14 protein-coding genes are annotated in these 14509 nt (G+C 56.3%); 8 read left to right on the top strand and 6 right to left on the bottom strand.

The genetic code is table 11. The annotated features are described in order from the left end of the window. Positions 1-169: 169 nt before the first annotated feature. Positions 170-592, bottom strand: a complete 423-nt coding sequence (locus tag H6F75_RS25120; RefSeq protein WP_190515473.1) for a hypothetical protein — start codon at positions 590-592, stop codon at positions 170-172. A gap of 297 nt (positions 593-889) precedes the next feature. Between H6F75_RS25120 and hisIE the strand changes: the two genes are divergently transcribed. Next, positions 890-1540 carry a bifunctional phosphoribosyl-AMP cyclohydrolase/phosphoribosyl-ATP diphosphatase HisIE gene (gene hisIE / locus H6F75_RS25115; RefSeq protein WP_190755650.1) on the top strand — a complete coding sequence of 217 codons (651 nt, stop codon included), beginning with the start codon at positions 890-892 and terminating at the stop codon, positions 1538-1540. A 124-nt stretch (positions 1541-1664) separates the two neighbouring features. On the opposite strand, the gene rsmG is transcribed toward hisIE, so the two are convergent. Together rsmG and H6F75_RS25105 are read right to left on the bottom strand one after the other, a co-directional pair. Beyond that, positions 1665-2393, bottom strand: coding sequence for a 16S rRNA (guanine(527)-N(7))-methyltransferase RsmG (gene rsmG, locus H6F75_RS25110; RefSeq protein WP_242020347.1), 729 nt, complete (start codon positions 2391-2393; stop codon positions 1665-1667). A gap of 21 nt (positions 2394-2414) precedes the next feature. Further along, positions 2415-3071, bottom strand: a complete 657-nt coding sequence (locus H6F75_RS25105) for an energy-coupling factor ABC transporter ATP-binding protein (protein WP_190755646.1) — start codon at positions 3069-3071, stop codon at positions 2415-2417. Positions 3072-3371: 300 nt separating this feature from the next. Between H6F75_RS25105 and H6F75_RS25100 the strand changes: the two genes are divergently transcribed. Both H6F75_RS25100 and H6F75_RS25095 read left to right on the top strand, forming a co-directional pair. After that, a complete protein-coding gene (locus H6F75_RS25100; protein WP_242020346.1) occupies positions 3372-4307 on the top strand; it encodes a Sll0314/Alr1548 family TPR repeat-containing protein in 936 nt (311 codons plus the stop codon). Positions 4308-4366: 59 nt separating this feature from the next. Continuing rightward, complete coding sequence (locus H6F75_RS25095) at positions 4367-4819, top strand: DUF3531 family protein (RefSeq protein ID WP_190755644.1); 453 nt, start codon at positions 4367-4369, stop codon at positions 4817-4819. A 174-nt stretch (positions 4820-4993) separates the two neighbouring features. On the opposite strand, the gene H6F75_RS25090 is transcribed toward H6F75_RS25095, so the two are convergent. Continuing rightward, a complete protein-coding gene (locus H6F75_RS25090) occupies positions 4994-5965 on the bottom strand; it encodes a ribose-phosphate pyrophosphokinase (RefSeq protein ID WP_171972968.1) in 972 nt (323 codons plus the stop codon). A 356-nt stretch (positions 5966-6321) separates the two neighbouring features. On the opposite strand from H6F75_RS25090, the gene H6F75_RS25085 reads away from it, so the two are divergent. Next, positions 6322-6711, top strand: coding sequence for a VOC family protein (locus tag H6F75_RS25085; RefSeq protein ID WP_190755642.1), 390 nt, complete (start codon positions 6322-6324; stop codon positions 6709-6711). 12 nt (positions 6712-6723) lie between these two features. Here H6F75_RS25085 and H6F75_RS25080 read toward each other — a convergent pair whose 3' ends face one another. Then, positions 6724-7041 carry a DUF3067 family protein gene (locus H6F75_RS25080; protein WP_190755640.1) on the bottom strand — a complete coding sequence of 106 codons (318 nt, stop codon included), beginning with the start codon at positions 7039-7041 and terminating at the stop codon, positions 6724-6726. A gap of 460 nt (positions 7042-7501) precedes the next feature. On the opposite strand from H6F75_RS25080, the gene petC reads away from it, so the two are divergent. From petC to H6F75_RS25060, 4 genes are all read left to right on the top strand, one after another. Further along, positions 7502-8044: a cytochrome b6-f complex iron-sulfur subunit gene (petC, locus tag H6F75_RS25075; protein ID WP_190694804.1), complete on the top strand. Its 543-nt coding sequence runs from the start codon at positions 7502-7504 to the stop codon at positions 8042-8044. Between the two features lie 75 nt (positions 8045-8119). Next, positions 8120-9085 carry a cytochrome f gene (gene petA / locus H6F75_RS25070; RefSeq protein ID WP_190755638.1) on the top strand — a complete coding sequence of 322 codons (966 nt, stop codon included), beginning with the start codon at positions 8120-8122 and terminating at the stop codon, positions 9083-9085. A gap of 239 nt (positions 9086-9324) precedes the next feature. Continuing rightward, positions 9325-11115, top strand: a complete 1791-nt coding sequence (gene typA / locus H6F75_RS25065) for a translational GTPase TypA (RefSeq protein WP_190515498.1) — start codon at positions 9325-9327, stop codon at positions 11113-11115. Positions 11116-11347: 232 nt separating this feature from the next. Further along, positions 11348-12559 carry a DUF58 domain-containing protein gene (locus H6F75_RS25060; protein WP_190755636.1) on the top strand — a complete coding sequence of 404 codons (1212 nt, stop codon included), beginning with the start codon at positions 11348-11350 and terminating at the stop codon, positions 12557-12559. Between the two features lie 345 nt (positions 12560-12904). Here the strand turns inward: H6F75_RS25060 and gatB are convergent, their stop codons facing one another. Next, complete coding sequence (gatB, locus tag H6F75_RS25055; RefSeq protein ID WP_190755634.1) at positions 12905-14407, bottom strand: Asp-tRNA(Asn)/Glu-tRNA(Gln) amidotransferase subunit GatB; 1503 nt, start codon at positions 14405-14407, stop codon at positions 12905-12907. Positions 14408-14509: the final 102 nt, after the last annotated feature.

The raw sequence follows: 14509 nt of genomic DNA, 5'->3' as shown, positions 1-14509 counted from the left end.
GGTAACGAAAAATGGGGGCAGGTTGTTAACTCTTGCGCTATCTGGCTAATTCATCTCTGGTAGAAAAATCGCTTCGCCGCTGCGCCCATAAAAAAGGACGCGGCCTAGCTGCGTCCTCGTTGATTCACTGGTAAGACTTTAGCCCCAGGCACAACCTGAGAACTACTGACTACTTCTTCATGTCCTTAGCCATTTTGCGGAACATGTCGAGGCTGGTATCGACCTTGCGACGCTCGGAGCTAGCATCCTTCTTGACAGCAGGTTGAATAGAGATTTCAGACGGGGCAATCTTTTCCACAGATAGGCCTTGCTGCTCTTGCAAACGTTTAGCCTCTAGGGCAGAAATCTGCCGAACGCTTTCTTTTTCTACGGTTTCGCCGCGCTTTTTGGCAAAGGTGCGTCGCACGGTCTTAGATGAGCGCATGTACTCAATGTTGCCGTAGCTCTTAGCGTCGTCCTCATTGAGAAAATAAGCCCCCCCGACCTGTTTGATGGTGGGTTGCTGGGGGGCGGGCTGCCGCCGCACGGGACGGTCTGACTCGCCGGGATTCTTAGCTTTGCCGCCAAACAACCCGCGAATAAATCCAGTCATGAAGCTCTCCTGCGTCTGTAAATAGTAGGGTCGAATGAACCAAGCCCGCAGGCAAAGCGCCCCTAAGCAGGGCAGATGGCCAGACTAGACTTAGCTGAAGGTTTGTTAACTACTATGTTAACTTTTGTTGGCAGAAAAGTTGGCAGCAAATTGGCCTAATCCTCGTTTTGTATCAGGTTGGGCGTTTATGAGAGCAGGTCATGGAGCAAGCCGCAGCGGCCAGCGATTTCTAGAGCATAGGAGCAGGGCCAAGGCGAAGAAATACTAGAGTGGGTAAGGATGTTTTACCCCTTTGCTATGGTCACTTCTCCGTCTTCGCCCTTTGCCGCCGCTGTGCCCGTCGATCGCATTCGCTACAACGACCAGGGGCTAGTGCCTGCCATTGTGCAAGACCATCTTGACGGCACCGTGTTGATGATGGCCTGGATGAATGTCGAATCGCTCCAGCGCACTCTAGATAGCGGCGAAACCTGGTTTTGGAGCCGATCGCGTCAAGAGTTTTGGCACAAGGGAGCGACCTCGGGCCATGTGCAAAAGGTGCAGGCCATTCGCTACGACTGCGACAGCGATGCCCTGCTGGTCACCGTAGAACAGCTAGGCGACATTGCCTGCCACACCGGCGAGCGCAGCTGCTTTCACCAGGTAGATGACCACAAGGTCGCGCCCCCCGCCGATACGCTATCTCAGGTGTTTGGGGTGATCTGCGATCGCCGCGACCACCCCAACCCCGACTCCTACACCTGCAAGCTGTTAGCTGGGGGCGACAACAAAATTCTCAAAAAAATTGGCGAAGAAGCCGCTGAGGTAGTGATGGCCTGCAAGGATGATGACGCCGACGCGATCGCCGGGGAAGCCGCCGACCTGATGTATCACACCCTAGTTGCTCTAGCCCACCACGGGGTTGATATTAAGGACGTGTACCGCAAGCTTCAGCAGCGGCGGCGGTGAGGGGATCGATGAATTCAAAATTCAAAGTTGAGAATTCAAAATTTTGCACTTTGAATTTTGACTTTTTCACCTTTCTCATCCGCTCAGTCACGCTTTCGGCGGATCCCCAATCTCCTTACTTTCCCTACACCAGCGGCGTCTTCGACGGGATCCCCGGCAAACGTGGAAACTTGTCTGGCGTGCGCTCTACCTTGGTGAGGATGACGTTGTGGCGAACACCTTGGGTAACGGGTGTGGTCTGCGATCGCACTTCTAGCAGCTTGCCGCCCAGACGCGGCAGGATGGCCGTCAGGCCAGCTTCCTCCTCTGCCGACCACTGGCCTCGGTAGAGGATGACTTGGCCTCCCAGATTCAGCAGGGGCAGAGCATACTCGGCACAGGTGTTGACGGGGCCGACGGCCCGCAGCAGAGCCAGGTCATAGGCTTCGCGGTGAGTGGGCTGGTGGGCCACCTGCTCAGCTCGCTGGGGCAAAAAGCTGACGTTGGCAATCCCCAGACCCTCACAGGCGGTTTCTAGGGCAGCGAGCTTTTTGCGGGTGGCATCGAGCAGGGCGATCGCCCAATGAGGAAACACCAGCGCCACCGGCAGACCGGGAAAGCCGCCGCCGGTGCCAACATCAACCACCTTGAGCGCGTCGGCACTGGCTCCCTCGCTCAGCCACGGGGTCACCCCCTGAAGCGAATCCCACAGGTGCTTTTCCCAGAAATCCTCAGGGGTGGTGATACGGGTTAGATTGACCTGCTGATTGGCCGCCAGAATGGCGTCGTAGAGCAGCTGAAAGCTCTGCTGCTGGCGATCGCTGGGCTGCCAGTGCAAAGTGCTCTGCCAGCGATCGCCGTAGGAAGGTAGCATGTCCATAAAATCCTAAAGTGCCTATCCGGCGGTGGTCGAAAGGGTTGTTGTCGGCACCGGAGCCAGACGGCCGTGATCGAGATGCCAGCAGCGATCGGCCAGCTGGGCCAGCTCATCGGCATCGTGAGACACCACCAGCAGCGTCCAATTCTGCTTGAGCTGCTTGAGCAGCGCAATGATCTGCTGACGCATCGACCAGTCTAATCCAGCGGTGGGTTCATCCAGCAGCAGTAGGTAGGGCTTGCGAATCAGCTGTACCGCTAGAGCCAATCGCCGCTGCTGCCCGCCGCTGAGGGCGTGGGGCGCCGCCTTGAGGGAGAGCTGCTCTAGTCCCACCGCCCGCAACGCTTGCTCAATCTGGTCACGGGCCATTTCTGGATGGCCCAGACGCAGTTCTTCCAGCAGGCTGTGCCCGCAGAAGTGGCGTTCAGGAAATTGAAACACCAGCCCCGCCAGCTGCCGCAGCGACTCAGGGTCGAGGTCTTGCTGCCGCCACTGAATCGTGCCCTGGGTGGGTTGAGCAAACCCTGCCATCAGCTCTAGCAGCGTACTCTTGCCCGACCCGCTCGGTCCGTAGATCAACCCTAGCTGCTGGGGTGCTAGCTCGAGGGAAATATCCTGCAAAATGGCCCTAGGGCTGGCCGGGGGGTGATAGGTCAGTTGGCGAAGATAGAGCATTCCACCCGCACAGTAAAACAGTAAACAACACAACTAGAGTTTGCGAAAACCGGTACAGCTACCATGGCCTATAGCCGATACCTTTTCCAGTGTGCCCTACTAGGTTGCCATTGGTAGAGGCCAGAGCCGATTTGACGAGAGCTAGGCCAGTGTAGCTTCTGTAACATTACCGCTGCAATCTCCTAGGTAATTCGCCACAATTGGGCCATCAGGTATCACGATGGCTGATTGAGCAGGCATCTCTCCCTCCAAGTCATACGGTTCCGTTTTGATGTTCAGGTCGTAAGGGGTAATTTATTTATGGTTTTTCACGTTCGCCTGGCTCCACCTCGATTGAGTCCGCGTCTAAAAGCCCTATCTGCTGGTGCTCTCACCACAGCCTTTTTAGCGCTTGCTCCTCTGTCGGCCCATGCTGGGGATCCGTTTCGCCCCGACGATCCCCACGAGATTGGCGACAAGACTGAGGCCGTTTTTAACGCGCTCTTCTATGAAGGCAACTACACCGCAGCCCAGTCGCTGGTTGGGCAGGCGATCGCGGCTGAGCCCGATGAGCCCATGAACTACGCGGTTGAGGCAGCGCTTGGCTACCTCAACAAAGATTTAGATAAGCTGGCCGAACAGGCTCGCCTCACCCAGCAAACTGCCACCGCTCTCAAAGAAACAGACCCCCTGCGTGGCCACCTCTACACCGCCGTGGGCATCTTCATGGAAGGTGCCCATGTTCTGCAAACCCAGGGGATCGCTCGAGGTACTCCCTCGGCCCTGCGACTGCTACAGCGGGTCTTTAGCGAGCTAGCAGCTGCGGAGCGCATCGATGCCAACGACCCAGAACTCAGCTTGCTCAAAGGCTTCATGGATTTGCTGCTGGCGGTCAATCTGCCCTTTGCTAACCCCGACCAGGCGATCGCTCGGCTGCAAAACGGCAGCCCCGCCTATCTGTCCCACCGAGGTGTTGCCATTGGCATGCGCGACCTAGGACGCTATGACGAAGCCTTGGCCGAGGTCGATAAAGCGCTGACGGCTGCTCCCAACAATCCTGATTTGATCTATCTCAAGGCTCAGATTCTATTTCTTCAGCAGAAATACGACGCCAGCCTGCCCCTATATAAGTCGGCGTTGACCTACGCGGATCAGCTGCCAGCCTCGACGGTGCAGCAAATTACTCTTGAGGCCTGCCAAGCTGAGGGCATCGCTGGGGAGGTCTGCGTCGAGCGATCGCGCAATAGCGCTCGTTAGCCCACACCAGTTCAGGTAAGTTAAGCCCTATGCTGAGTAATGCAGTATGGGGCTTAACTATGCAGGTTGAATTTCGCGAGTGCGACTTCTTTAACCTTTGGATCTGGCTCAAATTTGAAACTGTGCCCTCCGCCATGGAGCAGCAGTATATCGACGAAGTTTTTTCGTCGTGGTTTTTTCTAGGGAAGCTAGGGGGGTTTAATGCCGAAAATCTTCAAGTGCAGGATACGGGCCTCGATATCAGCTATCTTCCCTACAACGAAGAGCAGTTGAGCAACAGCATGCTCTCGGTGATGCACAACATGGGCGAAGTCGAGTATGAAGGGCTTTGGGCCCGCTGCTGGCTCGATCTAGGCACTAGCGATGCCCTGGCCATCGACGTTTTGATTAACACCCTAGAGCAGTTCAGCCGTGAGTATGTGGTCATCGAGACCTGCTACATCGGGGGCGAAAACTCCGACTGGCCGATTCCAGGCAGTGGGCAGCCCGAGTTTGTTGATGAAGACGCCTAGCCCGTCCCATTGACGTTGGCAGCACCTAAGAAACCGCAAAAAGGGGATGCCATCAGGTATCCCCTTTTTCATGCAGCACCATGGCTGCGATTCGCGCAGCGTAAACCTACGGCATCCTACCAACGGGAACCGACTCGGAACAAGTATCCGTTCCGGAATCGCCCAGTCTAGCCACTAGCGAAACATGCTGCTGACGGAGCTTTCTTCGTGAATGCGCCAGATAGCTTCGCCCAGCAGATTTGCCATCGACAGCACCGTCAACTGGGGAAACTGCCGCGCAGCCGTCATCGGGATCGTATTGGTGACAATCACTTCTTCAAACAGCCCCGCCGATAGGCGCTCCACCGCTGGGGGAGAAAACACCGCATGGGTGGCGCAGGCGTAAACCTGGCGAGCCCCCTCCTGTTTGAGCAGGCGAGCCCCCTCACAGATCGTGCCAGCGGTGTCGATCATGTCGTCGACTAGCACGGCAGTTTTGCCCCGCACGTCGCCCACCACGTTCATCACTTCTGCCACATTGTGGGCCTGGCGGCGCTTGTCGATGATAGCTAGAGGGGCGTCGTTGAGCTTTTTGGCAAAGGCGCGGGCGCGGGCTACCCCGCCCACATCAGGGGAGACCACCACCAGGTCTTCCAGCTTTTTGCTAGAGATATAGTCAATCAGCACCGGGGTGCCGTAAACATGGTCGCAGGGAATATCGAAGTAGCCCTGAATTTGGGCGGAGTGTAGATCGATCGCCAAAACTCGGCTGGCCCCGGCCTTGGTCATCAGGTTAGCGACGAGTTTGGCGGTAATTGACTCACGCCCGGCTGTTTTGCGATCGGCACGGGCGTAGCCATAGTAAGGAATAACAGCGGTGATCTGCCGCGCCGAAGCCCGCCTACAGGCGTCGATCATAATCAGCAGCTCCATCAGGTGGTCATTCACCGGATAGCAGGTGGGCTGAATCAGGTATACATCACAGCCGCGAATCGACTCTTGAATTTGGATGTAAACCTCACCATCGGCAAAGCGCTTACGCACCATAGGGCCGAGGTCTAGCCCTAGGTAGCGAGCCACTTCGCGTGCCAGGTCAACGTTGGCCGAGCCGGAAAAAAGTTTGAGGCGGTTGTTATCTCCGAAGTGTGACAGCGACGGAGTTTGCATCGGCAAAGTGGCGGAACGGATCACATCAGGCCCTCTGAGCATTTCACCTAGGAAATCCTAGCATTCCAACTTCAAAAGCTTTTGAGCAATTATCCTTAAAAAATTCACATAGAAGGCCACTCTAACGAATGGGCTGCCAAGTTTCCACAGATTGAGCTGCGGTGATGCCGCGACGGCCCACAGTGTTGAAACTTAGCCAAAGTGGCCGCGATCGCAGCAGCCTGGTCGAGGGCGTTTAAAGGGTAATTGGACTAAGACACGGGCGCGGGGCGATCGCCATCGGCTTCTCCTACTGTGGGGATGGCAGTGGAACCACTGAACCCTAATCATGGGTGATAACCCAACTTCAAACAGCTATGCCATTTTGCCGGGGTATTCACCACGTCGCGATTATCTGTAGCGACTACGAACAATCCAAGCACTTCTATACCAAGGTGCTGGGGTTCGAGGTGTTGTGCGAGACCTACCGGGTCGAGCGTCAATCCTACAAACTCGATTTGCGCCTGGGGGATGGCACTCAGATCGAGCTGTTCTCCTTTCCCAATCCTCCGTCCCGTCCCTCACAGCCCGAAGCTCAGGGACTACGACATTTGGCACTGGTAGTAGATGACCTGGAGGCGGCGATCCAGCATCTCCAGAATTGTCAGGTACCAACAGAGAGTATTCGCCTGGATGAGCTGACCGGCAAGCGCTTTGTCTTCTTCCAAGACCCTGACCAGCTGCCCATCGAGCTGTACGAAGGCTAGGGTAACCTCGACCTAAAACTCGTCAGTTAGCCACTCTGAGGCGCGTTCCCCTAGGGGGAGAGGAATGCTGACGGCTTTGCCGAGCCGGGGGCGATCGCGGGTTTGGGCAATCCACTGCTGCACGTAGTCAATCTGGCCCCACTCGTGGAGGTAGAGCATGACCTGACTGAGATGGGCCAGATACTCCTCCTCGCTGAGGGGAAATGACGCCTGCTCTAGGTATCGCCACATTACCTGGAGAAAAATCTTGCCCTGGGTGCGCCGAAACTGAATATCAAAGGAGTAGCCCCATTTGTCTATCAATAACGCTTGTAAATCTGCCCCTGTCACGCCCCTACCTCTGCTCTAGCTATCGTTGCCGTATATACATTTCTTTACGATACGCCCTATCGGTCAACCTCCCTTGCACCGAGGCTTCACTGGCTAAAAATGGTTGAATAGGAGGACTATATAAGACCTTTGGACTCTGAAGCCATTTTTTAGGCCTCAAAGTATCTTTTTCTCCCTTTTTCTCATCTATTCTTGTTTTTTCTGCGATTTAGGGAGCAAGACTGGGCGATCGCTCCCTTGCTTTTACTTTTGGCAAGGATTTTCTGAGAACAGCAAGGTGCAATAATACGATTGGTAAAGCTAAAGGCGTGGTCAGCGACATCGGGACTGCTCCACATTGGTGCCCCGTAAAGGGTTTGCCGGGCTAGCGTAACGGGTCATGCATCCGCTTGCTGATCCCTGCTCAGCTACCGCCGTTAATAGCTGTTATTCATTTGAAACAGGTATACCAGTCTGGATTATGACTCAAGTTTCTGGAACCTCCGATGTCCCTGATTTGGGGCGCCGCCAATTTATGAACCTGCTGCTGCTGGGGGCTGCCTCTGGCGCCGTTGGGGGCATGCTCTATCCCGTTATTAAATACTTCATTCCGCCCTCGAGTGGCGGCGGCGGCGGTGGGGTAACCGCCAAAAACGAGCTGGGCAACGATGTGATTGCCAGCCAGTTTGTCGCGAGCCATAACCCGGGCGATCGCGTCCTGGTGCAGGGCCTCAAGGGCGATCCCACCTACCTAGTGATTCAGGAAAGTGGTTCCCTAGAGAGCTACGGCATCAGCTCTATCTGCACCCACCTGGGCTGTGTAGTACCCTGGAACGCCAGCGAAAACAAGTTCATGTGTCCGTGCCACGGCTCTCAGTACGACGCCACAGGCAAAGTCGTACGAGGCCCGGCACCGCTGTCTTTGGCCTTGGCTCACGCCGACGTCACTGACGACGACAAAGTTACCCTCAGCAATTGGACTGAAACCGACTTTCGCACTGGCGACTCGCCCTGGTGGGCCTAGACTGAGCCCGTGCTTTGGCCAACTGCAGCGCCATACCCCGTTGACATCACCCCAGTTGACATAACTTTTGAACGCATGAATAGACTCACTTCGTTAATCAACGGCCTGCGCCCCCTCGCCATTACCTGCGCCGCCGTTCTGACGGTGTTTGCGGGCTGGCTGGCGGTTCCTCAGGCCGCCGAGGCGTATCCCTTCTGGGCCCAAGAAAACTACGCCGTTCCCCGCGAGGCCACCGGCCGGATTGTGTGCGCCAACTGCCACCTAGCGGCCAAGCCCACCAAGGTAGAAGTGCCCCAGGCCGTTCTGCCCGACTCTGTATTTAAGCTCAAGGTTGAAATCCCCTACGACCTCAGCACCCAGCAGGTGTTGGGTGACGGTAGCCGGGGCGGGCTCAACGTTGGTGCTGTAGTAGTTCTCCCTGAGGGCTTCAAGATCGCTCCCCCCGATCGCATCTCTGAGGAACTCAAGGAAGAAGTTGGCAATACCTACTTCCTGCCCTACAGCGATACCCAGGAAAACATTGTCCTAGTCGGCCCGCTACCCGGCGAACAGTACCAGGAAATTGTCTTCCCCGTGCTGGCTCCCGACCCCGGTCAAGACAAGTCGGTCGCCTTTGGCAAATATCAAATTCACGTTGGCGGCAACCGCGGTCGTGGCCAAGTCTACCCCACGGGTCAGGCTAGCAATAACACCGTCTACAACGCCACCGTGACCGGCACCGTGACTGACGTTGAACCCCAAGCTGCCGGTGGCTACCAAGTCACCATTCAAGCAGACGCGGGCAACACTGTGACCGAGACCATTCCCGCTGGTCCTGAGCTACTTGTAGCTGAGGGTGACGTCGTGGAAGCCGGTAAGCCCCTGACCACCAACCCCAACGTGGGCGGCTTTGGTCAGATGGATGCTGAGATTGTGCTGCAAAGCCCCAACCGCATCAAAGGTCTAGTGGCCTTCCTGGCAGCGGTTATGCTAACCCAGATTATGCTGGTGCTGAAGAAGAAGCAGGTCGAGAAGGTCCAGGCAGCTGGCATGACCATGTAGGATTCACTGCCTAGTTGCTAAACTGCATCGAGCTTTTCGATAATAAGAAAAAGGGACGCTAGTTGGCGTCCCTTTTTTGCGACCTGAATTTAGGCAGACGGCTGTCGTCAGGAGTCTGTTGGATGAGCTACAATTGTTAAGTATTTTTTCATATTCGAAACTTGTCTTGAGCTTCCTTACGTTTGGCGCTCTGGGGTAGTTTCGTCGCCCGCTTATTGTCGCCAAGGTTTTACACAGTTATGACGCTTCCCATTCGCAACGTTGCAATTATTGCCCACGTTGACCACGGCAAAACCACTCTGGTAGATGCCCTGCTAAGGCAGTCCGGCATTTTTCGCGAAGGGGAAGCCGTACCTGACTGCGTGATGGACTCCAACGACCTAGAGCGCGAGCGGGGCATCACCATTCTGTCTAAGAATACCGCCGTTCACTACGGTGAGACGCTGATCAATATCATCGACACCCCTGGCCACGCCGACTTTGGTGGCGAGGTGGAGCGAGTGCTGGGCATGGTTGACGGCTGCATTCTGATTGTGGATGCCAACGAAGGCCCCATGCCCCAGACTCGGTTTGTGCTCAAGAAAGCACTGGAAAAAGGACTGCGCCCCATTGTTGTGGTCAACAAGATTGACCGCCCCCAAGCCGATCCCCACGGTTCGGTTGATAAGGTGCTGGATTTGTTTATTGAGCTAGGGGCCGACGACGATCAGTGTGAGTTCCCTTACCTATTTGCCTCGGGGATATCGGGCTACGCCAAGACCAAGATCGAAGACGAAGGCATCGACATGAAGCCGATGTTCGAGGCCATTCTCGACCATGTGCCGCCTCCGATTGGCGATCCTGAAAAGCCCCTGCAAATTCAGGTGACTACCCTTGACTACTCTGAGTACCTGGGCCGCATTGTAATTGGCAAAATTCACAATGGGGTGATCAACGCGGGTCAGCAGGCTGCCCTGGTGAAGGAAGACGGCAGCATGGTGAAGTCTAAAATTTCTAAGCTGCTGGGGTTTGATGGCCTGCGGCGCATTGAGATTGAAACTGCCTCAGCGGGCCACATTGTGGCGGTGGCAGGCTTTGCCGATGCCAACATTGGTGAGACCATCACCTGCCCTACCAATCCCCAGGCGCTGCCGCTAATCAAGGTTGACGAGCCAACCCTACAGATGACCTTTGTGGTCAACGATTCACCCTTTGCGGGGCAGGAGGGCACCTTTGTCACCTCACGGCAGTTGCGCGATCGCCTCATGCGTGAGCTTGAGACCAACGTGGCGCTGCGGGTTGAGCCGACCGACTCCCCCGATCGCTTCTCAGTGTCGGGCCGGGGTGAGCTGCACCTGGGCATCTTGATTGAAACCATGCGCCGCGAGGGGTATGAGTTTCAGGTGACCCAGCCCCAGGTGATTTACCGCGAAGTCAATGGCCAGCCCTGTGAGCCTTACGAACTGCTGGTGCTCGACGTGCCCGAAGAGGGTGTGGGTGGCTGCATGGAGCGGATTGGCCAGCGCCGGGGTGAGCTGCAAGATATGCGGGTAATGGGCGATGGCCGTGCCACACTGGAGTTTGTCATCCCAGCGCGGGGCCTAATTGGCTTCCGCGGTGAGTTTATGCGTCTGACTCGCGGTGCGGGCATTATGAACCACAGCTTCTCAGACTATCGTCCCCTCTGTGGTGAGATTGAGGCGCGCCGCAATGGTGTGTTGATTGCTTTCGAGGAAGGGGTAGCTACCTTCTATGCGCTCAAGAATGCTGAGGACCGAGGGATATTTTTCATTACCCCGGGTACCAAGGTCTACAAAGGCATGATTGTCGGCGAACACAACCGCAACCAGGATCTCGACCTCAACATCTGTAAGAGCAAGCAGCTCACCAACCACCGCGCCGCTGGCGGCGACGAATTGGTGCAGTTGCAAACTCCTGTGGATATGAGCCTGGAGCGTGCCCTAGAGTACATTGGCCCAGACGAGCTAGTGGAAATCACGCCTGAGTCTATCCGGCTGCGCAAGCTGTCTAAGAAGCTGGCCAAGCGCTAAGTCGGTGTTGCAGCAGCTCGCGTGGAGCTGCTCAAAAGCTGAGAGAGCTGGACGGATACCTCAGCTGGGTTAGGTTTTCGCTTAGCCTGCTAAAAGCGTCTACATCTCGCCTGCCTTCTCTGGCAGAGCGCTAGGATGTAGACGCTTTTGGTTTGTAGAAACGCTGAGTTGCTGCAGTGGCTGGGAACGCTGAAGCATATTGCCAGCGGCACGCTAGGTAGGGGAAACAGGTTTGAAACGGTTTACGCAGTGGCTAGAGCATCGCTGGGTTAACCCAGCCTACGTGGGTTGGATATTGCTGGGGCTGGCGCTGTTCTTTTTTGCGGCGGCCACCAATACCCTGGCGGGCTGGCTGTATGTAATTAGCGGCGTGATGCTGGCGCTACTGCTGATTGCGGCGGTGCTACCGCCCCGGAACCTGCAAGGTTTGGTGATGACGCGATCGCCTATTGCCCCTGTCACCGCTGGGGCACCGCTGGATATTGAGCTGCGGGTCCGCAATCCCCAGCGCCAGAGCAAAGGGCTGTTTCAAATCATCGACCCTGTGCCCTCGCGGCTGGGGGCTGTAGCAGTACATGCAGTGGGTGCGCTGCCCCCAGGGCAAAGCCACACCTGGCGTTATCCAGTGCCAACCACACGGCGGGGCGTCTATCGCTGGCCAACGATCGATCTGCGCACAGCGGCCCCCCTGGGTTTGTTCTGGTGTCGGCGCACAATGCCCGCTCCTGCCACAGCTGTGGTCTATCCCCAGGTGTTACCTCTGAAACGTTGCCCCCTACTGGACACCATTGGCCAGCGCCAGGGTCAGCACTGGCGCTATAGCCCGCTAGCTAAGGCTGATACCCAGGGAGTAACGCGATCGCTGCGCCCCTACCGCTGGGGTGACCCGACCCGACTGATTCACTGGCGCACCAGCGCCCGCTACGGCGAACTGCGGGTGCGCGAGCTAGAAAGCACAACTACCAGTCGAGAAATTTTGATTGCCCTCAACACAACAGCGCGCTGGAATGAGGAGAGCTTTGAGCAGGCAGTAGTAGCGGCGGCGTCGCTCTACACCTACGCTCTAAAGCAGGGGTTTGCCGCAGCTCTGTGGGTTCCCCAGGCAGACACCCTGCGAGACTCAGCCCGGGTGATGCACGCTCTAGCGGAGGTCAACCCTGACCTCGGCCACGACTTGCGAAGCATTAAGCCTGCGGCAGTTCAGACACGAGAACCGACGTGGGACGAGGATTTAGGTCAGAATCGCGCTATTTCTCTGCCTCAAGCAACAACAATTTGGCTCACCGCTGCTGGAGCCCAGACCGTTACCCTTGCTGCTGGCAGCCGACAATTGGTTTGGGGTAACGGCGATCGCAACGCTACCTCGGCAGATATCCTCGACACCCTTCAAATGAATCCAAGCCTTCCTCTAGAACCGCAGCTACAGGCTAATTTAGCTAGATAAGTGCAGGTTGCAGGTCTAGGGCGGTTAGTTAGGGCAAAGCCCTGAGTTTCTGTGGACGCTCAATGGTGTAGGCACTCGTTAGACAGTTGCAGTACAACGTTGGTGCGCTTGGGCAGGAACGGTTGAGTGATTGCCAAGCTGAGCCGAAGGACTAAATGGCCACCGAAGATTTTTGGCTCAAACGTCTAAATAGCCGTGGCAGCAGCCACACAAAAAATAGACAAAAAAAAGGAGAGCTCAAACGGCTCTCCCTACCATCAGGGTGCATCTACATATCATGGTAACCCAAAAATTGCATGGGGGGTAAGACCCCTTATTGAATTTTTTCAATGTTCTTGAAAAAGATCATTGATTGAGCTTCTGACTGAGCAGCTGATTGCTCAGCTTTGGATCTACTCTGCCACCGCTCTGCTTCATCAGCTGACCCACAAAGAAGCCCTGGAGCTTCTTCTTGCCGCCACGGTAGGCCTCTAGCTCTTCGGGATGGGCCGCCAGCACCTCGTCAATCATGGCTTCGATCTGCGCTGGGTCAGAGATCTGGCTTAGCCCGCGCGCTTCTACCATCGCTTTGGGGGAGCCACCTTGGGTCAGCAGCTCGGGCAGCAGATCTTTGCCGATTTTGTTGCTGATGGTGCCCGCCGCAATCAGCTGCACGAGCTCGGCTAAGGCAACAGGGGTGAGGGGCAGCGCATCAATCGACACTCTCTCCGTATTGAGATAGGCGGCAATATCCTGGGTGATCCAGTTGGCGGTGAGTTTGGGGTCGGCACCGGCCGCCATGGCCGCTTCAAAATATTCCGTGATGGTGCGCTCGTCGCTCAGCACCCGAGCATCGTAAGGAGAGAGGCCAAACTCATCCTCGTAGCGAGTGCGCTTTTGGGCGGGTAGCTCGGGTAGTTCGGCCAGCCAGCTCTCCTTTTGCTCTGCCGACACCACAATGGGCGGCAGGTCGGGTTCAGGAAAGTAACGGTAGTCGCTGGAGCCTTCCTTGGAGCGCATGCTCTGGGTGCGCTGGCTGCTTTCGTCCCACAGGCGAGTTTCTTGAATAATTTTCTCGCCGGTCTGGTTAGCTTTAATCTGCCGGTCGATTTCGTACTCGATCGCCTTCTGAATGGCGCTAAAGGAGTTCATGTTTTTGATCTCCACCTTGGTGCCAAACTCCTCTTGGCCCACTGGGCGCACGGAGATATTGACGTCGCAGCGCAAAGAGCCCTCCTGCATGTTGCCGTCGCTAATGCCTAGGTAGCGCACGATGCGGCGCAGCTCTTGGGCGTATTCAGCAGCTTCTTGGCCGGTGCGGATATCGGGTTCGGAGACAATTTCGATCAGGGGGACGCCGGCTCGGTTGTAGTCAACCAGAGAGTAGGTGGAGCCAGCCAGGCGATCGCTGCCTGCGTGCACCAGCTTGCCCGCATCTTCTTCCATGTGCAGGCGGGTAATGCCGATCCGCTTGCGGGTGACTTCCTTAGTCTTTTTGTCGATCAGCTCGATCTCAAGCCAGCCGTGCTCAGCAATGGGCAGGTCGTACTGAGAAATTTGGTAGTTCTTAGGCAGGTCGGGATAGAAATACTGCTTGCGATCGAACTTAGAGTAGGGCGCGATCTGGCAATTTAGGGCTAACCCTGCCTTGACGGCATACTCCAGCACGCGCTGATTGAGCACCGGCAGCACCCCCGGCATGCCCACCACAATGGGGTCGATGTAGGTGTTAGGGTCGGCCCCAAAGGCTGTAGAGGCTGGAGAGAAGATTTTGGTTTCGGTGCACAACTGGCAGTGGGTTTCGAGACCAATGATGGCTTCGTACTGAGTTTTAGCGGGCTGAGTTTTGGCGGGGGCCGCAGTGGTCATAAACCGCTCCAACGGGGAATTGCATTCTTAGAGTAACTATTGTAGCCCTGACCGGGTAGGTGAAGGGGGTGAGGGGTGAGAGGGTAAGGGGTAGGAGGGTGA

It is taken from the genome of Nodosilinea sp. FACHB-131, from assembly GCF_014695395.1.
Taxonomy (GTDB): domain Bacteria; phylum Cyanobacteriota; class Cyanobacteriia; order Phormidesmidales; family Phormidesmidaceae; genus Nodosilinea.
Note: the sequence above shows the minus strand (reverse complement) of the source record. Positions and strands in the feature narration are given on the sequence as shown.

Excerpts from the sequence above, each read along its gene's own strand:
- H6F75_RS25120 (WP_190515473.1), bottom strand. The coding sequence starts at position 592 with ATGACTGGATTTATTCGCGGGTTGTTTGGCGGCAAAGCTAAGAATCCC.
- hisIE (WP_190755650.1), top strand. The coding sequence starts at position 890 with ATGGTCACTTCTCCGTCTTCGCCCTTTGCCGCCGCTGTGCCCGTCGAT.
- rsmG (WP_242020347.1), bottom strand. The coding sequence starts at position 2,393 with ATGCTACCTTCCTACGGCGATCGCTGGCAGAGCACTTTGCACTGGCAG.
- H6F75_RS25105 (WP_190755646.1), bottom strand. The coding sequence starts at position 3,071 with ATGCTCTATCTTCGCCAACTGACCTATCACCCCCCGGCCAGCCCTAGG.
- H6F75_RS25100 (WP_242020346.1), top strand. The coding sequence starts at position 3,372 with ATGGTTTTTCACGTTCGCCTGGCTCCACCTCGATTGAGTCCGCGTCTA.
- H6F75_RS25095 (WP_190755644.1), top strand. The coding sequence starts at position 4,367 with ATGCAGGTTGAATTTCGCGAGTGCGACTTCTTTAACCTTTGGATCTGG.
- H6F75_RS25090 (WP_171972968.1), bottom strand. The coding sequence starts at position 5,965 with ATGCAAACTCCGTCGCTGTCACACTTCGGAGATAACAACCGCCTCAAA.
- H6F75_RS25085 (WP_190755642.1), top strand. The coding sequence starts at position 6,322 with ATGCCATTTTGCCGGGGTATTCACCACGTCGCGATTATCTGTAGCGAC.
- petC (WP_190694804.1), top strand. The coding sequence starts at position 7,502 with ATGACTCAAGTTTCTGGAACCTCCGATGTCCCTGATTTGGGGCGCCGC.
- petA (WP_190755638.1), top strand. The coding sequence starts at position 8,120 with ATGAATAGACTCACTTCGTTAATCAACGGCCTGCGCCCCCTCGCCATT.
- typA (WP_190515498.1), top strand. The coding sequence starts at position 9,325 with ATGACGCTTCCCATTCGCAACGTTGCAATTATTGCCCACGTTGACCAC.
- gatB (WP_190755634.1), bottom strand. The coding sequence starts at position 14,407 with ATGACCACTGCGGCCCCCGCCAAAACTCAGCCCGCTAAAACTCAGTAC.